This window comes from Dactylosporangium sp. NPDC006015 (genome assembly GCF_040614215.1).
Taxonomy (GTDB): Bacteria; Actinomycetota; Actinomycetes; order Mycobacteriales; family Micromonosporaceae; genus Dactylosporangium; species Dactylosporangium maewongense.
In genome coordinates this window covers 280,237-299,216 of sequence record NZ_JBEXUD010000003.1, presented here as the reverse complement: position 1 = coordinate 299,216, position 18,980 = coordinate 280,237, and the positions used below count along the sequence as shown (strand labels likewise).

Annotated in this window: 18 protein-coding genes; 11 read left to right on the top strand and 7 right to left on the bottom strand. The window is 71.0% G+C overall.

Going from position 1 to position 18,980, the window contains the following annotated elements; all coding sequences use genetic code 11:
- Nucleotides 1-87 precede the first annotated feature (87 nt).
- From ABZ321_RS07615 to ABZ321_RS07595, 5 genes are all read left to right on the top strand, one after another.
- Nucleotides 88-2,733, top strand: a complete 2,646-nt coding sequence (locus ABZ321_RS07615; RefSeq protein ID WP_354890029.1) for a response regulator — start codon at nucleotides 88-90, stop codon at nucleotides 2,731-2,733.
- Nucleotides 2,734-2,766: 33 nt separating this feature from the next.
- The gene (locus ABZ321_RS07610) at nucleotides 2,767-3,141 is read left to right on the top strand and encodes a response regulator (protein WP_354890027.1); all 375 of its coding nucleotides are present in this window, start codon (nucleotides 2,767-2,769) and stop codon (nucleotides 3,139-3,141) included.
- A gap of 106 nt (nucleotides 3,142-3,247) precedes the next feature.
- Entirely contained in the window at nucleotides 3,248-4,882 is a 1,635-nt protein-coding gene (locus ABZ321_RS07605; RefSeq protein ID WP_354890214.1) for a sodium:solute symporter family protein, read from the top strand.
- A gap of 13 nt (nucleotides 4,883-4,895) precedes the next feature.
- Nucleotides 4,896-5,180, top strand: coding sequence for a hypothetical protein (locus ABZ321_RS07600; protein WP_354890025.1), 285 nt, complete (start codon nucleotides 4,896-4,898; stop codon nucleotides 5,178-5,180).
- 43 nt (nucleotides 5,181-5,223) lie between these two features.
- Nucleotides 5,224-5,367 (top strand): hypothetical protein, encoded by a 144-nt coding sequence (locus ABZ321_RS07595; protein ID WP_344501036.1) that lies wholly within the window; start codon nucleotides 5,224-5,226, stop codon nucleotides 5,365-5,367.
- Between the two features lie 17 nt (nucleotides 5,368-5,384).
- Here ABZ321_RS07595 and ABZ321_RS07590 read toward each other — a convergent pair whose 3' ends face one another.
- Nucleotides 5,385-5,696 (bottom strand): hypothetical protein, encoded by a 312-nt coding sequence (locus tag ABZ321_RS07590; protein WP_344501038.1) that lies wholly within the window; start codon nucleotides 5,694-5,696, stop codon nucleotides 5,385-5,387.
- 3 nt (nucleotides 5,697-5,699) lie between these two features.
- Between ABZ321_RS07590 and ABZ321_RS07585 the strand changes: the two genes are divergently transcribed.
- Genes ABZ321_RS07585 through ABZ321_RS07575 form a run of 3 tightly spaced genes read left to right on the top strand, consistent with a single transcriptional unit; the run spans nucleotide 5,700 to nucleotide 8,875 of the window.
- Complete coding sequence (locus ABZ321_RS07585; RefSeq protein ID WP_354890022.1) at nucleotides 5,700-6,713, top strand: hypothetical protein; 1,014 nt, start codon at nucleotides 5,700-5,702, stop codon at nucleotides 6,711-6,713.
- Nucleotides 6,714-6,731: 18 nt separating this feature from the next.
- On the top strand, nucleotides 6,732-7,427 hold the full coding sequence (locus ABZ321_RS07580) for a response regulator transcription factor (RefSeq protein WP_344501042.1): 696 nt from the start codon (nucleotides 6,732-6,734) through the stop codon (nucleotides 7,425-7,427).
- A complete protein-coding gene (locus ABZ321_RS07575) occupies nucleotides 7,424-8,875 on the top strand; it encodes a HAMP domain-containing sensor histidine kinase (protein ID WP_354890020.1) in 1,452 nt (483 codons plus the stop codon). Before ABZ321_RS07580 ends, ABZ321_RS07575 begins: the two co-directional genes overlap by 4 nt.
- Nucleotides 8,876-8,936: 61 nt before the next feature.
- Here ABZ321_RS07575 and ABZ321_RS07570 read toward each other — a convergent pair whose 3' ends face one another.
- Nucleotides 8,937-11,819, bottom strand: a complete 2,883-nt coding sequence (locus tag ABZ321_RS07570) for a carbohydrate-binding protein (protein WP_354890018.1) — start codon at nucleotides 11,817-11,819, stop codon at nucleotides 8,937-8,939.
- 180 nt (nucleotides 11,820-11,999) lie between these two features.
- Here ABZ321_RS07570 and ABZ321_RS07565 point away from each other — a divergent pair, with 180 nt between their 5' ends.
- Nucleotides 12,000-12,470, top strand: a complete 471-nt coding sequence (locus tag ABZ321_RS07565; protein ID WP_354890016.1) for an alpha/beta fold hydrolase — start codon at nucleotides 12,000-12,002, stop codon at nucleotides 12,468-12,470.
- Here the strand turns inward: ABZ321_RS07565 and ABZ321_RS07560 are convergent.
- From ABZ321_RS07560 to ABZ321_RS07540, 5 genes are all read right to left on the bottom strand, one after another.
- Entirely contained in the window at nucleotides 12,451-13,557 is a 1,107-nt protein-coding gene (locus tag ABZ321_RS07560) for a hypothetical protein (protein ID WP_354890014.1), read from the bottom strand. The genes ABZ321_RS07565 and ABZ321_RS07560 overlap by 20 nt on opposite strands.
- Nucleotides 13,554-14,087, bottom strand: a complete 534-nt coding sequence (locus tag ABZ321_RS07555) for a SigE family RNA polymerase sigma factor (protein ID WP_344501052.1) — start codon at nucleotides 14,085-14,087, stop codon at nucleotides 13,554-13,556. The genes ABZ321_RS07560 and ABZ321_RS07555 overlap by 4 nt, the downstream gene beginning before the upstream one ends.
- Nucleotides 14,088-14,178: 91 nt before the next feature.
- Complete coding sequence (locus tag ABZ321_RS07550; protein ID WP_344501054.1) at nucleotides 14,179-14,661, bottom strand: Rieske (2Fe-2S) protein; 483 nt, start codon at nucleotides 14,659-14,661, stop codon at nucleotides 14,179-14,181.
- 17 nt (nucleotides 14,662-14,678) lie between these two features.
- Nucleotides 14,679-15,269, bottom strand: a complete 591-nt coding sequence (locus ABZ321_RS07545) for a DUF6529 family protein (protein ID WP_344501056.1) — start codon at nucleotides 15,267-15,269, stop codon at nucleotides 14,679-14,681.
- A 16-nt stretch (nucleotides 15,270-15,285) separates the two neighbouring features.
- Nucleotides 15,286-15,993 carry a hypothetical protein gene (locus tag ABZ321_RS07540; RefSeq protein WP_344501058.1) on the bottom strand — a complete coding sequence of 236 codons (708 nt, stop codon included), beginning with the start codon at nucleotides 15,991-15,993 and terminating at the stop codon, nucleotides 15,286-15,288.
- 144 nt (nucleotides 15,994-16,137) lie between these two features.
- Here ABZ321_RS07540 and ABZ321_RS07535 point away from each other — a divergent pair, with 144 nt between their 5' ends.
- The gene (locus ABZ321_RS07535; RefSeq protein ID WP_344501060.1) at nucleotides 16,138-18,045 is read left to right on the top strand and encodes an adenylate/guanylate cyclase domain-containing protein; all 1,908 of its coding nucleotides are present in this window, start codon (nucleotides 16,138-16,140) and stop codon (nucleotides 18,043-18,045) included.
- 14 nt (nucleotides 18,046-18,059) lie between these two features.
- Nucleotides 18,060-18,698 (top strand): Crp/Fnr family transcriptional regulator, encoded by a 639-nt coding sequence (locus ABZ321_RS07530; protein ID WP_344501454.1) that lies wholly within the window; start codon nucleotides 18,060-18,062, stop codon nucleotides 18,696-18,698.
- Nucleotides 18,699-18,980 lie beyond the last annotated feature (282 nt).

Sequence of the window (18,980 nt, the reverse complement as noted above, 5' to 3'; positions counted from 1 at the left end):
CCTGGCTAGAGTGAGTCCCGTTCTACTGTTACGGGGCGTAGTCGAATGGTAACTCTAGTCACAACACTGCTCGTAGTAGCGGTGTTCTTGCGTGCACTTGTGGGGTACGCCGCCACCCGGGATCCGATCCAGCGGGACATCACGCTGATCTTCCTGCCCCCGGTGGTGGTGTGCGCCACCGCGATGGCCCGCCAGGTCCTGGTGAGCCCGCTGCCGCTTGCCGCGAGCGCCGCCTCGACCGCGCTGCTGATGCTGCAGCCGTACCTGACGCTGCGGCTCACCGCCAAGCTGCGGCACGTGCCGGCCTGGCTCAGCCGCGTCCTGCTGGTCGCGCTGCTCGCCAGCATCGCCGCCGTCGCGGTCGCGCCCCGGCCGCTCAACCTCGGCTACCTGCTGCTGGCCTCCGGCGCGTTCACCGTCACCGAGGTGATCGCCGGCACGTACCTGCTGCTGGGCGCCCAGCGGCGCTCCGGCGCGGCCCGGGCCAGGCTGCGGCTCGCCGGGGCCGCCACCTACCTGTTCGTGCTGATGATGCTGATGCTGTTCACCGGCGCCGTGCTGTACCCGGGCACGACCAGCTGGCTGGCGCCCGCCGGCCGGGTCGTGGCGCTGGTGTCCGCGATCGGCTACCTGGTCGCGTTCATACCGCCCGCGTGGCTGCGCCGGATGATGTCGGCCACCGTCTGGTACGAGGCGACCGAGGACCTCCAGCGGCTGCCGGCCGCCGTCAGCACCGGCCAGGTGTGGCGCCGCTACGTCCAGGTGGTGCACGAGACGACCGGCGCCGACGCCGTCGTGCTGGTCCGCACCGCCCCCGACGACCGCCTGGAGCAGGTCGCCGCCGTCTGCCGCTCCGGCGCCAGCGTGCCGCACGAGCCGATGCCCGAGCTGACCGCCGCCGACCTGCAGGCGCTCCTGACCGCCAGGCAGCCGGCCAGGGGAGACAAGAGCGAGCTGGCCGCCTGGTACGCGCAGACCACCGGCGCCCAGTACGTCACCGCGCTCGAGCTGCCGCTGGCGCAGGGCGAGCGCGGCGCCGTGCTGCTGCTCGACCACTACCGCGCCCTGTTCACCGTCGACGACCTGCGCCTCGCGGCGGTGCTCGGCGGCCAGGCCCAGGTCCTGGCGGAGCGCAGCACCATCGTCGCCGAGCAGCGCCGCCTCGCCGAGCAGCTGGCCGAGTCCGTGGACGCGCTCACGTACGCCAGCCAGGCCAAGAGCGACTTCCTCGCCGGCATGAGCCACGAGCTGCGCACCCCGCTGAACGCGATCATCGGCTTCAGCGACCTGATGCGCGCCGAGCACCCCGACGGCGACCGGCGCGCCGTGCCCGCCGAGTGGGTCGACCACATCCACAACAGCGGCCGGCACCTGCTCTGCCTCATCAACGACATCCTCGACCTGGCGAAGGTCGAGGCCGGGCGGATGGAGCTGCACCCGGAGCCGCTCGCCCTCGACGCCGCGGTCAACGACGTGATCACCGGCCTGCGGCCGCTCACCGACCGCAAGCGCCTCGAGGTGACGATCGACGTGCCGCGGGTCGGGGTCCTTGTCGACCCGCTCCGGTTCCGGCAGATCCTGGACAACCTGCTGTCCAACGCGATCAAGTTCACGCCCGAGGGCGGCCGGATCTCGCTGACCGCCGCGCAGGGCGCCGGCGAGGTCGCGCTGACCGTCGCCGACAGCGGGGTCGGCATCGCCGCGGCGGACCACGGCCGCGTCTTCGAGGAGTTCCAGCAGGTCGGCGACGCCGCCCAGCGGAAGGCCGGCACCGGGCTCGGCCTCGCGCTGACCCGGCGGCTGGTCGAGGCGCACGGCGGCTCGATCGCGCTGCAGTCCGCGCTCGGCGAGGGCAGCCGCTTCACCGTACGGCTCCCGGACGCCACCGCCGAGATCCCCGACGCCGCGACCGACGAACCGCTCGCGGACCGGAGCGTCAGCGCGAGCTCCGTGCGCGGCCGGGTGCTGATCATCGACGACGACGCCCGGGCGGCCGAGCTGCTGCGCACCTACCTCAGCGCCGCCGGATACCGGGTGCGGGTCGCGCCCGGCGGCAGCGAGGGCCTGGTCGCGGCGCGGAGCTGGACGCCCGACGCGATCCTGCTCGACGTGATCATGCCGGACATCGACGGCTGGGACGTGATCCGGGAGCTCAAGCAGGAGGACGCGCTGCGCGACATCCCCGTCTTCTTCGCCACGATCGTCGACGACCGCAGGGCCGGGCTGTCGCTCGGCGCCACCGACTTCTTCGTCAAGCCCGTCGACCACGACCTGCTGCTCGCCCAGCTCGCCCGGCACATCGTCCCGGCGAAGGGGGCCGGCGCCGAGGGCGCCTCGGTGCTGGTGGTCGACCGCGACGACCAGACCCGGCACGTCGTCGAGCAGCACCTCCGCGACGGCGGCATCGACGTCGTCACCTGCGACGACGGCCCGGAAGGGCTGCGCCTGTCCCGCGACCGGCGCTTCGACCTGATCATCTGCGACCTGCAGATGGCCGACGTCGACGGCTTCGCGCTCCTCGCCGGGCTCGAGGGCGACCCGGCGACCAGGGGGATCCCGGTCCTGGCGCTGACCGAGCCGGACCTGTCCGACGCCGACCGGGTCCGCCTGACCGGCAAGGTCATCGGCACCATGCCCCGCAGCGCCGCCGCTTCCGACGGCGTCCGCGAGTGGGTCGACCTGGCCGCCGTGGCCAGCACACTGTCCGACGCACGCGGAAACGGAGCGATCTGACATGAGCAGGCCTGGCGCAGCGGAGGTGACGGCATGAGCAAGGTCCTGCTGGTCGAGGACGAGGAGCTGAACCGGGTCCTGGTCCGGGCGATCCTCGCCCGTGCCACCGACGACACGATCCGCCGGATCGAGCTGGTGGAGGCGGGCAGCCTCCAGGTGGCCCGCGACGCGCTCGCGGAGCACGCCGTCGACCTGATCCTCCTGGACGTCAACCTGCCCGACGGCAACGGGCTCAGCCTCGCCGCCGATCTCAGCGCCCAACCGGACCGCCCGCAGGTGATCGCCCTGACCGCGAGCGTGCTGCCGCACGAGCGGGCCGCGGCGATGAGCGCCGGCTGCGACGCGTTCCTCGACAAGCCCTACGGCGCGCAGGACCTATTGAAGATCATTGGTGAGCATCTCCCCTGATGGCCGGGTTTGAGCGTCACCTACCCGTGGGTAGGTGAATTGACGCTCACTCGTCGTCGCTGGGGAGGAACGGGTGCGAACACTCGCCGATGGTCTCCGCCTACAGATGGACGCGCTGGACTACGTCCTGCTGTCGCTCTACTTCATCACCGTCCTGGGCGTGGGCCTCGCCGCCCGCCGCTCCATCAAGAACAGCGCCGACTTCTTCCTGTCCGGGCGTTCGCTGCCCGCCTGGGTGACCGGTCTCGCGTTCGTCTCCGCCAACCTGGGTGCCCTGGAGATCCTGGGCATGGCCGCCAACGGCGCCAAGTACGGGATGATGACCGTCCACTACTACTGGGTCGGCGCCGTTCCGGCGATGGTGTTCCTCGGCATCGTCATGATGCCCTTCTATTACGGCTCCAAGGTGCGCAGCGTCCCCGAGTACATGCGGCGCCGCTTCAACCGCCCCGCCCACCTGCTCAACGCGCTGTCGTTCGCGCTCGCCCAGGTCCTCATCGCCGGCGTCAACCTGTACGCGCTCGCGCTGATCATGCAGGCGCTGCTCGGCTGGCCGCTATGGACCGCGATCGTGGTCGGGGCCGCGATCGTCCTGGCGTACATCACCCTCGGCGGTCTCTCCAGCGCGATCTACAACGAGGTCCTCCAGTTCTTCGTGATCATCGCCGGGCTGCTGCCGATCGCGATCATCGGCCTGGTGAAGGTCGGCGGGATCAACGGGCTGTTCGACGCGGTCCGCGACACGAAGCTCGGCGAGGCCGGCCTGCACACCTGGGCCGGCACCGGCGGCAGCGACAACCCGCTCGGCGCGCCCTGGTGGGGCATCGTCTTCGGGCTCGGGTTCGTGCTGTCGTTCGGCTACTGGACGACGAACTTCGCCGAGGTCCAGCGTGGCCTGTCGGCGCGGAACATGAGCGCCGCCCGCCGGACGCCGATCATCGCGGCCTACCCGAAGGTCCTCATCCCGTTCGTCACCGTCATCCCGGGCCTGGTCGCGCTCGTCACGGTCAAAGGGCTCGGCGCCGACCAGGGCGACCTGCAGTACAACAACGCCATCCCCCTGCTGATGCGCGAGTTCCTCCCGAACGGTGTGCTCGGCATCGCGGTCACCGGCCTGCTCGCGTCGTTCATGGCGGGCATGGCCGCCAACGTCTCCGGGTTCAACACCGTCTTCACGTACGACATCTGGCAGGAGTACGTGAAGCGGGACAAGCCCGACGGCTACTACCTGCGCATCGGCCGCTGGATCACGGTCGTCGGCGTCATCATCGGCATCGGCACCGCGTTCATCGCCTCCGGCTACAGCAACATCATGGACTACATCCAGGCCCTGTTCTCGCTGTTCAACGCCCCGCTGTTCGGTGCGTTCATCATCGGCATGTTCTGGAAGCGGATGACCGCGTGGGCGGGCTTCTGGGGGCTGCTCACCGGCACGGTCGCGGCGTTCATCGTCTACGCCGGCTACAAGTGGTGGGGCTGGTTCACGTTCGGCTCCGACCTCGACGAGTCGTTCTGGGGCGCCGGCATCGCGTTCGTGACCGTCGCGATCGTCTCCGTCGTCGTCACCCTCTTCACCACCCGGAAGACCGACGAGGAGCTCAGCGGCCTCGTGTACGGCATCGGAAGCCACGACCTGAGCGCCGGCGAGCTCGCCGGTGACCGGGCCTGGTACCGCTCCCCGATCCTGCTCGGCGCCGGTGCGCTGATCCTGGCCTTCGCGTTCTACCTGCCGTTCCTGTAGGGGGGTGCTGCACATGTCCGACCAGCCGACGAAAGCGGAGACCGCCAGGGCGGCCCGGTTGTTCGACGTCCGCCGCGTCATCGGCGGCCTGTTCACCGTGTACGGCGTGATCGTCACCATCGTCGGCCTGTTCGACTCGCAGGCCGAGATCGACAAGGCCGCCGGCGTGCGGATCAACCTGTGGATCGGGCTCGGCATGCTCGCGCTCGGCCTGCTGTTCCTGCTGTGGCAGTGGTGGCGGCCCGCCGAGCCGCCGCCGGCGAGCGACATCCCACCGGCGGACCAGATTCGGGAGTAACAGCCAGTTCCGGGCTCCGGCGCGACGGGGGACACTGCGCGGCATGGAAATCGTGCTCGCTGACATCGCGCCGGACCCGGAGCCGTCCGCGACCGGAGTGGCGGTCGTGGTCGTGATCGGCGGGATCGTGGTGGTGACCGCCGTCATCGTGCTCGTCGTGTGGCTCCTACGCCGGTCCCGGTCCTAGAGCAGCCCAGAGCGGCCCTAGGACACCAGCCCGATGAGCACCGACGCGGCGTTCGCCCCGAGACTCGTCACCAGCAGCAGCGCCGGGTCGCGGCGGCACGCCAGCCACAGCGCCGCCGCCTCGACCACCACGACCGCCGCCTCCGCGCCCCACAGCGCACCCGCGGACGGGCGCGGCGCCAGCGACCACCACAGCACCGGGTGCGTCAACAGGTTCACGGCGACCCCGAGCAGCGCCGCCTTCCGCCAGGCCACCAGGCGGAGCGCCGTCAGCGCCAGCACGTACAGCGGAACCTCCACGGCGAGGGTCAGCAGCAGCGCCGGGATCACCACATGAAGGTAACGCTGCAGTTCCTGGTCGCCGCCGGTGCCGCCCTCACCGTCGCCCTCGGCGCGCCGCTCGCCACGACCGTGCTCGGCCTCATCGCGTTCGGCGTGCTGCACAACGTCCTGGAGCTGCGCTACGTCACCGGGCGGTTCGCGCCGGTGCTCAACGGCCGGTTCCTGGCCGTGCTGCTCGGGCTGATCACCGCGATCGTGCTCTGCCGGCTCGCCGCGATCGTCGTCGGCCAGCCGGCCCGCACCGCGGAGATCCTCATCGGCTACGCCGTCCTCGCCGCCGGGTGCGCGCATGCGCTGCGCGGCTGGCTGCTCGGCCTGTCCGGCGCGGTCCTCGCGGTCGCCGGCGCGGTGTCGCTGACCTGGCCGGCCTACCACTTCGTGGTCCTCGCGCACCTGCACAACGTCGTGCCGCTGTTCTTCCTGTGGGAGTGGGCCGCGACCCTGCCACCCGCGACCCGCCGCTGGTTCCGGGGCATCCAGGTGGGCTGGGTGCTCGTGCTGCCGTCGCTGCTGCTGTACGGCGTCGCCGACGCCGCACTGCGGGACGTCTCCGCCTCGGCGGTGGCCTCGTTCGCCGGCGACCCCGCGAAGATCGTCGCGCTCAGCGCCCCACCCGGCGCCGACACGGTCATCGGCGCGCGGTTCCTCGTCGTGTTCGCGTTCCTGCAGACCATGCACTACTTCGTCTGGGTCTGGTTCCTGCCGCGGCACGCGCCGGACGCGGCCAGGGCCTTCGAGCGGCGGGTGCCGTGGCTGCGCGGCCCGCGCGCCTGGGCCCTCGGCGCGGGCCTCGGCGGCGTCCTCGCCATGCTCTTCGCCGTCGACTACGCCTCCGGCCGGGCGATGTACGCGGCATTCGCCTCGTACCACGCGTACCTGGAGTTCCCGGTGTTGCTCGCGTTGCTCCTCGGTGCCGATGCAGCGCGTTCACAGCTGGTTTTCAGGGAAACCGGACCCGGCAGCCAGGAAGCGGCGGCAATGTCGACGGTGACAAGGGAACACTGACGCACCTGGGAGCGAATCATGACGCGGCTGCTTGTGGTCGACGACGAGCCGGACATCGTCGAGCTGCTGTCCGCGAGCCTGAAGTATCACGGCTACGACGTGGCCAGCGCCACCAGCGGCCGGCAGGCGATGGAGGAGGCCCGCCGCTTCCGCCCCGACATGATCCTGCTCGACGTCATGATGCCCGAGCTCGACGGCTTCGAGGTGCTGCGCAAGCTGCGCGGCGAGGGCACCCGCGTGCCGGTCCTCTTCCTCACCGCCCGCGACGCCACCGAGGACAAGATCAAAGGCCTGACCCTGGGCGGCGACGACTACGTCACCAAGCCCTTCAGCCTGTCGGAGATCCTCGCCCGCATCCAGGCCGTCCTGCGCCGCGTCGCCGACCCGGCCGGCGGCGCCGCGGCCGCGTCGTCCCGGCTGACCTTCGCCGACATCGAGCTCGACGAGGACACCCACGAGGTGTTCAAGGCGGGCCAGGAGGTCCAGCTGTCGCCGACCGAGTTCAAGCTGCTGCGCTACTTCATGACCAACCCCGGCCGCGTCCTGTCCAAGGCCCAGATCCTCGACCACGTCTGGCAGTACGACTTCGGCGGCGACGCCGGCGTCGTCGAGTCCTACGTGTCGTACCTGCGCAAGAAGATCGACACCTCGGAGCCCCGCCTGCTCCAGACCCTGCGCGGCGTCGGCTACTCCCTCCGACTGCCACGGACATGAACGCCTGGCCGCTCCGCGTCAAGCTCGTCGCCCTGATGCTGTCGCTCCTCACGGTCGCACTGGCGATCACCGGCGGCATCGGCGTCTACAGCACCCGCAACTACCTGGACGACAAGCTGCGCAACCAGCTGCGGGAAACCGCGCCGCGGGCGGGCGGGGGCTGCACCCCCGCGGGACTGCCCAAAACGTCGACGGGTCCCAACGGCCGTCGAGGTCCCGCACTGCCCAGTGGCTACTGGTCCGCCTGCATCGCCCCTGACGGCACCATCACCAGGTCGGAGTTCGAGCCGGTGGACGACGGGCAGGCCGAGCCCAAGCTGCCCGCCAACATCAGCGACCTGAGCGGTCCCGGCCCGTTCTTCACGGTGCCGTCGACCAACGGCACCGGCCACGACTGGCGCGTCCTCTTCGCCAAGGGCCCCGACGGGTTCGTCATGGTCGCGTTGAGCGAGGACGAGATCGACGCGACGGTCACCCAGCAGATCTGGGTCACCGTAGGCGTCGGGGGCGGGGTCCTGCTGCTGCTCGCGGTGGTCGCGTACCTGCTCGTGCGGTCCAGCCTGCGGCCCCTCGTCGAGGTCGAGCAGACCGCGGAGGCGATCGCGGCGGGTGACCTGACGCGACGCGTACCAGAGGCGGATCCGAGAACGGAGGTCGGCGGCCTGTCGACGGCGTTGAACACGATGCTCGGGCAGATCGAGACCGCATTCGAGGAGCGGCGGGCCAGCGAGGAGGCGGCCCTCGCGTCGGAGGAGCGCATGCGCCGCTTCGTCGCCGACGCCAGCCACGAGCTGCGCACCCCGCTGACGTCGATCCGCGGCTTCGCCGAGCTGCACCGCCAGTCGGGCGGCGCCGACGAGACCGTCGGCCGGATCGAGCACCACGCCACCCGCATGGGCCTGCTCGTCGACGACCTGCTGCTGCTCGCCCGGATGGACCAGCAGCGCCCGCTGGAGAAGAAGCCGGTCGACCTGCTGGCCCTGGCCACCGACGCGATGATCGACGCCCGGGTCACCGCGCACCACCACAAGCTGCGCCTGCGCACCCTCGGCGGTGGCGACGACGACGTGGACCTGGAGGAGCCGGTCGTCCTCGGCGACGAGACCAGGCTGCGCCAGGTGCTTCAGAACCTCATCACCAACGCGTTGACGCACACCCCCGCCGGCACCGAGGTGACCGTGTTCGTCGGGACGGAAGGCCGCGACGCGGTCCTCGAGGTCGCCGACAACGGCCCCGGCATGACGCAGGAGGACGCCGACCGCGTCTTCGAACGCTTCTACCGCACCGACCCGAGCCGAACCCGCGCGCTCGGCGGCTCCGGCCTGGGCCTGTCGATCGTCAGCGCCCTGGTGACCGCCCACGGCGGCAAGGTCACCCTCCGCACCGCCCCTGGCGAGGGCGCCGCCTTCCGCGTCACCCTCCCCCTGCACACCCCCGGAAAGCCGTGATCCGGAAGACCTTGTGTACCCAGGGGTGCACAAGGTCTTCCGGATCATTGAGAGCGGGACGTTACGGGTGGGTCCAGGTCTGGGCGCCCGTGCCGTTGCAGTCGTAGATCTGCAGCTGGGTGCCGTTGGTGGTGGTCGAGCCGGGGATGTCCAGGCACTTGTTCGCCTGGGGGTTGCGGATCGAGTTGTTCGCGCCGATCACCCACTGCTGGGCCCCGGTGCCGTTGCACGTGTAGAGCTGCACCAGCGTGCCGTTCGTGGTGCCGCTGGCCTTCACGTCGAGGCACTTGCCGGCCAGGCCGGTGATGGTGCCGTTGGCGTTGACGGTCCACTGCTGCGCGCCGGTGCCGTTGCAGTCGTAGATCTGGACCTTGGTGCCGTCGGCAGTCTGGCTCGCGTTGATGTCGGCGCACTTGCCCAGCGCCGTCAGCGTGCCGGTCCGCGCGCCGCCCGGGGTGCCGATGCCCGGGCCGGTGAAGGTGTAGCTGTCCAGGTCGAGGATCGCCCCCGAGCCGCCGGTGAACACGATGTACAGGTCGTGCGTCCCGTCGTCCGGCTTCGTCACCGGCCCGCTGACCTCGGCGTAGGTCTCCCAGCCGCCGGTGTTGGGCACGGTGAGGCGGGCGACCTCGGTGCCGGTGGGGGAGTCGTAGCGGAAGGAGACCGTGCCGCCGCCACCGCCGGAGGAGACGCGCGCCTTGACGCCCGTGATGTTCTTCAGCGACACCGCGTGGTGCCGGACGCTCTCCCCGGACTGGATGTCGCCGAGCCGCTTGCCGCCGTCGGCCGCGGCCGCCGTGATGACCTGCGGGCCGGACAGCGACACGTAGTGCTCGGCCTGCCAGTACTTGGGCCAGAGGGTGAACTCCGACGAGCCGGTCAGCGGCACCGAGCCGGCCGCGCCGTTGTCGGTGTAGGTGGCGCGGACGACGAAGAACAGCACCGAGTCGGGCCCGGCGTGCACCGGCCCGGTGTTGAAGGTGGCGGAGCAGCCGGTGCCGGAGCCCTCGTCGTGGGCGTGCTCCTGGTGGCCGAGCGCGACCGCGATCACGATCTTGGAGCAGTCGATCGGGCCGTCCTGCGGGTCGGTGGCCGAGGCCGTGACCGTGAAGTTGTCATTCCAGTCGAACATGCCGCCCGCCGGGACGCCGGAGATCGTGACGGTCGGCCGGTTGTTGCCGACGGTGATCGGCACGAGCGTCGTGCCGGTGTGGCCCGCCGGGTCGCGCACCGTCAGCCGTGCCTGCTTCGCGCCGTTCGTCGTGTACGTGTACGACGGGTTCGCCGCGGTGGAGTCCGTCGTGCCGTTGTTGTCGAAGTCCCAGGCGTACGTGATGGCGTCGCCGTCAGGGTCGCTGGAGCCGGCGCTGGAGAAGGTCACCGCGAGCGGCGCGAGCCCGTTGTCCTTGTTGACCGTGGCCTTGGCGACCGGCGACCGTCCACCCTGGACATAGTTGATTTTGTACAGGCCGGCGTCGGCGGCTCCGGAGAAGTAGCCGCTGCCGTACTCCAGCATGTACATCGAACCGTCGGGGCCGAACTGCCAGTCGATCGGGTGCACGAAGGGCATGCCCGCGTTGACCGGCTCGATCCCGCCGGAGACCGGGTTGCCGGTGGCCGGGTTGTTGTTGTCGAAGTTGACCATCTTGACCCAGTTGCGGCAGTACTCGGAGATGATCCACTTGTTGTCGTAGTACTGCGGCCACTTCACCGACGAGTTGAGGTTGGGGTCGTAGTGGTACACCTCGGTGTGGTTCGGCGAGCCGCACCCGCCGGGGCTGTCCAGCTGCGGCCACTGCACGCTGCCGCCGTGCTGCTCCCAGACCAGCGCCGGCTTGGTCGCCGGCAGCTGCTGCAGGCCCGTGTTGCGGGGCGAGTTGTTGACCGGCCCGGTGCTGCCGCCGCACGGGAACCAGCCGCGCGGCGCGTTGGCCGCGAAGTCCCAGTCGTTGTAGGCCACGTTCGGGCCGCCGCAGTAGGGCCAGCCGTAGTTGCCGGGGCCGCTCGCCCGGTTGAACTCGTCGAACGCCGCCGGCCCGCGGTTGGCGACCGTCGCACCCGCGTCAGGGCCGACCTCACCCCAGTAGAGGGTGTTGTTGGCCTTGGTGTCGACCCAGATCCGGTACGGGTTGCGCGTGCCCATGATGTAGATCTCGCCCCGGGTCTGCGCGCTCTGCGCGAAGAGGTTCCCGGCCGGGATCGTGTAGGTGCCGTTGCTCTCCGGGTGGATCCGGTTGATCTTCCCGCGTAGGTCGTTGGTGTTGCCCGAGGTGCGCTGGGCGTCGTACTGCGGGTCGCGGTTGGTCCGCTCGTCGATCGGCGCCATGCCGGCCGAGTCGCCGCCGGAGTTGGTGTTGTCACCGACCGCGAAGTAGAGGTTGTTGTTGCTGTCCCAGGTCATCGACCCGGCCGAGTGGCAGCACAGGTTCCGCTCGGTCGGCCACTCGATGATCATGTCCTCGCTGGCGGGGTCGAGGACGTTGGTCGAGGGGTTGAAGGTGAACCGGGAGATCCGGTTGACCAGCGGCGTCACCTTCGGCGAGTAGAAGATGAAGACCCAGCGGTTGGTGGCGAACTGCGGGTGCAGCGTGATGCCGATCAGCCCGTCCTCGAAGCGCGCGTCCAGCTGGAGCGTCAGCGCCACGGTCGTGGACTGGGTGGTGGGGTTGTACAGCCGGACCTGGCCGCCGGCGGCGGTGGTGCCCCGGTTGATGTACATGACCTTGCCGTCGGGCAGGACGGCCAGCTCGATCGGCTCGCCCATGGTCAGCCCGCCGTCGAGCTTGACCTTCTCGAAGTCGCTGGCGGGCGGCGGTGCCGCGGCGGCGGGAGCGGGGGCGGCGGCCTCGACGGTCGCGAACGTCGCGAGACCCACGAGACTCGACGCGATCAGGGCGAGGGCTGACGTGCCGACGGTCCATCGTCGGCGGTGGGGGTGTTTCACCGGACCTCCTGTGAGCGGACTGCCCGATGGCCTCCCGCCGACTGGAGGACATCGATGTGCGCCAGACAGTAACGTCTTTCGTTCGAAAGCAACAGACTTTCCTTTATATTGACGAAAGTCGGTTACCTCTTCCGTGGTTGGCCCTACCGGAGGCCCGCGACAGTTGGGTATGAAATGAGGGTGTTCGATGAATGGGTCGACCTCTGGGACGTGACCCTTCGAATCCGGCGCGAAGGCTCGGGCCCGCCGGTGCTGCTCCTGCACGGGCACGCGGGCACTCTGGAGGTCTGGGACGAGCTCGCCCCGCTCCTCGCTGCGCACCACACCGTGGTCCGGCCGGACCTGCGCGGCCACGGTGCGTCGGCCCGGGCGACCGACGAGGACTGGCCGGCGCTCGTCCACGAGATGGTCCTGGACAGCCTGGCGCTCATGCACTCGCTCGGCCACGACAGCTTCGCCGTCGTCGGCTGGGACCTCGGCGGCCACGTCGCGGCGGCGCTGGCGGCGGAGCACCCGACGAAGATCGACCGGCTGGTCGCCGTCGACGCCGTCCCGCTGCCCCCGCCGGCCTGCCCCACGCTCGTCCTGTGGTCGGACGGGCCGCCGTTCACCGAGTCCCTGCTCGACTTCCTCAGGCCCGGTAGAACATGACCGCCGCCGGGTCGTGCGCCGGCAGCGGGTAGGTGTGCGTGACCTTCAACGCCTGGTCGAGCACCTTGACCTCGGTCGCGGTCACCACGACCAGGCCGCCGTCCGGGCGGAACCAGACGTGCTCGAACGCGCCCAGCTGCAGGCGCATCCGCTTGACCGTGTTGTAGACCACCACCGTGCGGTACACGTGGCTCGGGTCGCTGTTGACGTTGCCCAGCGCCACCAGCAGGCCGCTGTCGGAGACCGCCTGCACCGAGGTCGGGCAGCCCGCCGTGCGCTCGCACTCGTCCAGCCCGGTGACCGGCACCGTCCGCGTCGCGCCCGCGCCCTCGGTCGAGACCTTGAGGTCGTTGCCCTGGAACAGGTAGGCGGTCGTCACGCCGCTCGGCGAGTACGCCAGGTACTGCGGCCGGTCCGGGAGAGGGTGGGCCGCGCCGGTCGCCACGTCGTACCGGACGCCGCCCGCGACCAGCGCCGAGCCGTCGGGCGTCCAGACGACGGTGTTGCCGCCGTCCCACCGGACGTTCTTCGCCACCACGTGACGGGCGCCGCCGCTGGTGGCGACCACCAGGTCGCCCGGGGCGATCCGGTCGCGGTCCGGGGACGTGTTGATCGCCAGCCGGGTCCCGTCGGGCGACGGCGTCGCGTACATGTCCTCGCCGGTCGCGGTGCCGAAGTTCACCGTCTGCGGGGTTCCGCCGGCGTACCGGTGAAGCTCGATCGCCTTGCCGGCCTTCAGGGTGAGGAAGGACAGCGCGCCCGGGATCGCGGCAGCGGGCGACGGCGGCGCCGAGGAGGGCGAGGAGGACGGCGCGGACGGCGGCAGGGACGGCGGCAGGGACGACGGCAGGGACGGCGTGGCCGAGACGGCCGGCGCCACGTCCGGCCGGGTGTCCTCGTGCCGGACCTTCAGCAGGGCCGCGCCGCCGGTCAGGGCCACCGCCACCGCCACCCCGGCGGCCGAGGCGGCCAGCGTCCGGCGCGTCCGCAGCCGCCGCGACGTGCGGTCCACCCGCTGCCGCAGGCCGGCCAGGTCGGTGCCGGCCATCTCGCCGGCGAGGTCGTCCAGGCGATCGTGCAGGTTCATCGGAACATCCCCTCCGTCGCCGTGCCGGCGTGGTCGTCCGGCAGTGCCCTGCGCAGCGCCGCCAGCCCGCGGGCGAGGTGGCTCTTGAGGGTGCCGACCCGGCACCCCAGCAGCTCGGCGGCCTCCGCCTCGCTGCGGTCCTCGAAGTAGCGCAGGACCACGGCCGCGCGCTGGCGGGCCGGCAGCGTCAGCAGCGCCTGCCGCAGTGCCAGTCGCAAGGCCAGCCGGCTGGTCGCGTCCGTGGCATGGTCGCGCCCGTCGCGGCGCTCGGGCAGGTCACCGAACAGAGACTCCGGGACGCGCCTGCGCCGCCACCGGCTGACCTGCAGGTGGTACATGACCTGCCGGGCGTACGCCTCGGGGTTGCCGCCGTCGCGCAGTCGCCGCCACGCCCGGTGGGTGCGGGCGAGGGCGTCCTGCACCAGGTCCTCGGCCAGGTGCCGGTCCCCGGTCAGCAGGTACGCCGTGCGCAGCAACGCCGGCGTCCGGGCCCGGTAGAAGGCCTCGAAGTCGTGCTCGTCCGGTTCCATCAGCGCTATAAACGCCGACGGGCCACCAACGGGTTACACAGCCGGGTGCCCGGGATCCGCGAGGGATCCCGGGCACCCGACCCTGTGGGAGTTATGCCTTGGCGATGGAGTCGCCGTCGACCTTGATGGCGACGGCCTTGAGCGGCTTGCCGGCCGGCCCGTTGGCGACCGAACCGTCGGCGACCTTGAACTTGCTGCCGTGGCACGGGCAGTTGATGGTGCCGCCAGACACGTCTCCCACGACGCAGCCGGCGTGCGTGCACACCGCGGTGAAGCACTTGAACTGGCCGGCGGTCGGCTGGGTCACCACGATCTTCTGGTCCTCGAAGATCTTGCCGCCGCCGACGGGGATGTCGGAGGTCTTCGCGAAGCCACCGCCCCCACCGGTCGCGCCCCCACCGGTCGCGCCGCTGCCGGTGGCCGCCGCCGCGGTGTCCGCGCCGCCGGTCGCGGCGGGTGCCGCCCCGTCCGAGGAGGTGCCCGTGTCGCCGTAGGCCGCGCAGCCCGCGAGGGCCGCGGTGAGGCCGGCCGCACCGGCGCCGGCGATCAGGGTCCGTCGAGTCGTGTTGCTCATGGTTCTTCGATTCCCTTTCAGATCTTGACGCCGAACGTGGTGAAGAACCACAGCGCGGAGGTGACGAACAGGCCGGAGAGTGCGGTGAAGACCAGCCCGCCGAAGAGCGGCAGTGCCCAGTTCGGCACGCCCTTCTTGGCGAGGAGCAGCATCTTCGCGGCGAATACGCCGTAGAAGAAGCAGCCGAACAGCGAGTGCATGAGCGTGCGGGTGTCGAAGTCGGCGAAGCCCAGCGCGTACAGGCAGTGCAGGGCGACCGGGATCGACGCGATGAACGCCAGGCGGCCGGACCAGCGGTGCAGCCCGCCGAGCCAGCCCGCGTTCGGCAGCGGGATCTTGCCGTACATGACGAGCGCGGTGAAGAGCTGCACGACCGCGAGCGCGAAGGCGAGCGTCGCGAGCCACACCTTGACCGTCTGCGGGCTGGAGAAGCCCGCGACGTTCACCGCGATGCCGGTCGGCTCGTGCACCTTGCCGTAGACGCCGAGGGCGCCGGCGACGAAACAGGCGACCAGCACCGGCACGATGAGGGTCGCGGCCGTCCTGTTCGTGGGCTGAGGGTTGGTGGGCTGGACGACCGGAGCGGTCTGGGTCTCATCCGGGGACATGGTGACGGCTCTCCTCTCAGTAACCGGAGCTGGCGTTGGGGTTGCCCGCCTCGATCGGGACCTTGGTCCCGTCGACCGTGGCGGTCTTGCTGTTCACGTCGAACGGCGGCGCCTCGCTGGTCTCGCCGTTCTTCGTCTGCACGCCGACCTGGCGGCCGTCCGGCAGGACGACCCAGCTGGCGTCGAGCTTGCCGCGCAGCGACGCGGCGGAGCGGTACAGGCCCGAGGGCGCCGCGGCCACCTTGACGGTGAAGCCCCACGACTTCGTGCCGGCGGTGACGTCGCCCTTGACCTGGCCGCCGCCGTACGTGCCCTTCAGGCTGCCCTTGGCGCCGGTGAGCTCGACCTGACCGTTGGCCATGGTGCCGTTGAGCCACGCCTCGACCTTCTTGCCGTCGCAGACGTAGGCGATCGCCTTGCCGTTGTTGACGACGATCGCGAGCGAGGCGGCCCCGCCGTCGACCGCGCCGGCGTACGTGACGGTGCCCTGCTGGCCGGCGTTGCCGCTGCCGTCGCCGACCGGCGCGCTGGACGCCGGTTGCGAAGGAGGCGGGTCGGCGGCCGGTTGCGAAGAGGCCGGCGCGGCGACGGTCCCGGTCTGCTTGGCCGAGGCCGCGGCCTGGTTCTTCTCGACATCGTTGCTGAGGTCGACGTTGAGCGTGTACAGAACGCCGGCGACAACAAGTCCGGCGCCGAGCGTGACGAGCGGTGCCTTGAACCTCATCGGTGACTCCCACAGTTGATCGCACCCGTCAGGTGCTTCGATGAATATGAGACCGAGGTTGGCGTACCGTGTCTGCGTCCAAAGACGCACAACGCAACTGCTGCAATGTCGCCAAAGTGACCAGCTAGAGAATGGGTGCGTTCGATGCCTCGTGTCGTGGTCTGGGCGAGCCACCTGGCATTGCCCCTCGCGGGCCTGTGGCTGCTGCTGACCCGTCCGGGGGCGGACCTGATCTGGCAGCACCACGACACGCACTTCTGGCTGGTCCTCGTGGTCGCCGCGGTCAACGTCGCGGTGGGCGCCGCGATGAGCGTCGCCGCGCACCGCCGGCAGGACGGGCGGCTGTTCCTCGTCTCGCTGGTGTTCCTGGCCGGCGCCGGCTTCCTGTTCGCGCATGCGCTCGCCACCCCGAAGGTCCTCATCGCGCACCCCAACGCCGGCTTCGACATGGCGATGGCGGTCGGCCTGATCATCGGTGCACTGCTGGCGTTGGTGTCGTCGGTACGTCTCCCGCCCGGCATCACCCGGTGGCAGCTGGCCCTGCGCCCGCTCCTGGCGGCCGTCCTGTTCGCCTGGATCGTCGTGTCGGTGCTGGACCTGCCGCCGCTGAACCGGCAGACCCAGGTGCGCGACGTCGAAGGGCCGATGGTCGTCGCCTCGTACGCGGCGGTCGCGCTGTATCTGGTCGCCGCGGTCCGCTTCTACCTGCGGTACCGGCGCGCGCCCGGCGTGGTGCTGCTGTCGGTGGTGACCGCGTTCGTGCTGCTGGCCGAGGCGATGCTGGCGGTGACCCTGGCCGACAAGTGGCGGTTGTCGTGGTGGGAGTGGCACCTGATCCTCACCGTGGCGTTCCTGTTCGTCGGCTACTCCGCCTACGTGCAGTACCGGCGCGAAGGCAGCGCCGCGGGGCTCTTCGACGGGATCGCGGCCGCCGAGACCACCCGCCGGATCCGGGCGCAGTACACCGAGGCGCTCGAGGAGCTCGTCACCGCCCTGCAGGAGTCCGAGGCGGGCGGCCGGCCGGAGCGGCTCGCGGCGCGGATGGCGGAGCGCTTCGGGCTCACCGAGAAGCAGGCCGAGGTGCTCGACCGGGCCGCCGCCGCGCTGCTCGCCGAGCGCGACCTGACGGGCCGGCTCGGCGCGCTCGTCACCGTCGGCGAGCAGGCCCGCGTCGGCGCCGGCGAGGACGAGTTCCTGCGCTCTGCGGTCGACGCGGTCCGCCCGTCCTTCGGCGACGTCGAGGTCGGCCTCGTCTCCGGCGGCGTCACCGCCGTGACCGGCGCCGACGTGCTGCCGCTGACGGTCAAGGGCAAGGTCGCCGGCGGGGTGCGGATCCCCGCCACCGGGCGCCCCGAGCTGCGCGCCACCCTCGCCAACCAGCTGTCCATCGGGCTGGAGAACGCGCGACTGTACGGGGAGCTGTCGACGCTCTTCCGGCAGTACATGTCGCCGGACGTCGCGGCCGCGCTGCTCGCCGACCCGGGGCAGGCCGCGCTCGGCGGCCAGCTGGTCGACGTCACGGCGCTCTTCGCCGACCTGCGCGGCTTCACGACCTTCTCCGAGGCGGTCGAGCCGGGCGAGATCGTCGAGATGCTCAACCGGTACCACGGGGTCGCCGTCCCCTGCATCCTCGACAACGGCGGCACGATCGTGCAGTTCGTCGGCGACGCGCTGCTGGCGCTGTTCAACGCGCCCGCCCGGCAGGACGACCACGAGACGCGGGCGGTCCGCGCGGCCCTGCAGATGCAGGACGCGGTGCGGGTGATCGCCGCCGGGCACCCCGGCTGGCCGCGCTTCCGGGTCGGCGCCAACACCGGCCCGGCGCTCGTCGGCAACATCGGCAGCGAGCTGCTGCGCGGCTTCAACGCGATGGGCGACGCCGTCAACGTCGCGGCGCGCCTGCAGACGATCGCCGAGCCCGGTCAGGTCGTCATCGGCGGCGCCACCCACGACGCGCTGCGCGGCGTGGTCGCAACCCCCCTCGGCGACCTCGAAGTGAAAGGACGCCGACAGACAGTCCGGGCATATGTGGTGCAGAGTTTGAACCCGTGACCGAGTTCTTCGACCTGCTGAATACAGACGAGCAGGCCGCGCTGGAGGCGGCCGGGCACCGGCGGCAGTGGAAGCGCGGCGCGGTCATCTACCGCGAGGCGAGCCGCTCCGAGTCGGTGATCGTGCTCAAGGCCGGCCGCGTGAAGGTCTCCTCCGACACCGCCTCCGGCACCGAGGTGGTCCTCGCCGTGCGCGGCCCCGGCGCGCTGCTCGGCGAGCTGTCCGCGGTCGACGGCGGCCCGATGTCGGCGACCGTCACCGCCCTCGAACCGGTCGTCGCGCTCGCCGTGCCGTCGCCGGAGTTCGAGCGCTACCTGCTGGGCCACGCGCGCGTCTCGATGCTGCTCATGCGCGAGCTGATCGGCCGGCTCCGCGACGCGGACCGCAAGCGGATCGAGTTCGGTGCCTACGACACCACCGGGCGGGTCGCGGCCCGTCTCGTCGAGCTCGCCGAGCGCTTCGGCGAGCAGACGGACGAGGGGCTGCGGATCAGCCTGCCGCTGTCGCAGGACGAGCTCGCCGGCTGGACGGGGTCGTCGCGTGAGGCGGTCACGAAGGCGTTGCGCACGCTGCGTGAGGAGGGCTTGATCCAGACCGGTCGCCTGCACGTGATCGTCCGGGACCTCAGCACATTGAGAGATCGCGCTCAATAGCCGGGTTCACCCTTGCTTTGACCCTCGCACCACCACCCTTACCCCGATGTGGATCTTTACACCCTGCAAGGACCACTTAGTCTCTCGCGACAGGTGCATCGAGGCATCGACATCATGCCTTGGTGCTTAGCCCCACCAGGGAGGTACCTGTGCGTAAGTTGACCGTGGGACTTCTGAGTCTCACGCTTGCGTCGGGTATGGGGGTGTTCGCCGGGGGTGGTGCCGCGTACGCGGTGCCGTCAGCCGGGGGACCTTCCGTAGCCGACGCCGCGTCACCCTCCG

Bases quoted from the DNA above. Each gene is read 5' to 3' on its own strand.
- ABZ321_RS07610 (WP_354890027.1), top strand. From the start codon at position 2,767: ATGAGCAAGGTCCTGCTGGTCGAGGACGAGGAGCTGAACCGGGTCCTG.
- ABZ321_RS07605 (WP_354890214.1), top strand. From the start codon at position 3,248: ATGGACGCGCTGGACTACGTCCTGCTGTCGCTCTACTTCATCACCGTC.
- ABZ321_RS07600 (WP_354890025.1), top strand. From the start codon at position 4,896: ATGTCCGACCAGCCGACGAAAGCGGAGACCGCCAGGGCGGCCCGGTTG.
- ABZ321_RS07595 (WP_344501036.1), top strand. From the start codon at position 5,224: ATGGAAATCGTGCTCGCTGACATCGCGCCGGACCCGGAGCCGTCCGCG.
- ABZ321_RS07585 (WP_354890022.1), top strand. From the start codon at position 5,700: ATGAAGGTAACGCTGCAGTTCCTGGTCGCCGCCGGTGCCGCCCTCACC.
- ABZ321_RS07580 (WP_344501042.1), top strand. From the start codon at position 6,732: ATGACGCGGCTGCTTGTGGTCGACGACGAGCCGGACATCGTCGAGCTG.
- ABZ321_RS07575 (WP_354890020.1), top strand. From the start codon at position 7,424: ATGAACGCCTGGCCGCTCCGCGTCAAGCTCGTCGCCCTGATGCTGTCG.
- ABZ321_RS07560 (WP_354890014.1), bottom strand. From the start codon at position 13,557: ATGAACCTGCACGATCGCCTGGACGACCTCGCCGGCGAGATGGCCGGC.
- ABZ321_RS07555 (WP_344501052.1), bottom strand. From the start codon at position 14,087: ATGGAACCGGACGAGCACGACTTCGAGGCCTTCTACCGGGCCCGGACG.
- ABZ321_RS07550 (WP_344501054.1), bottom strand. From the start codon at position 14,661: ATGAGCAACACGACTCGACGGACCCTGATCGCCGGCGCCGGTGCGGCC.
- ABZ321_RS07545 (WP_344501056.1), bottom strand. From the start codon at position 15,269: ATGTCCCCGGATGAGACCCAGACCGCTCCGGTCGTCCAGCCCACCAAC.
- ABZ321_RS07540 (WP_344501058.1), bottom strand. From the start codon at position 15,993: ATGAGGTTCAAGGCACCGCTCGTCACGCTCGGCGCCGGACTTGTTGTC.
- ABZ321_RS07535 (WP_344501060.1), top strand. From the start codon at position 16,138: ATGCCTCGTGTCGTGGTCTGGGCGAGCCACCTGGCATTGCCCCTCGCG.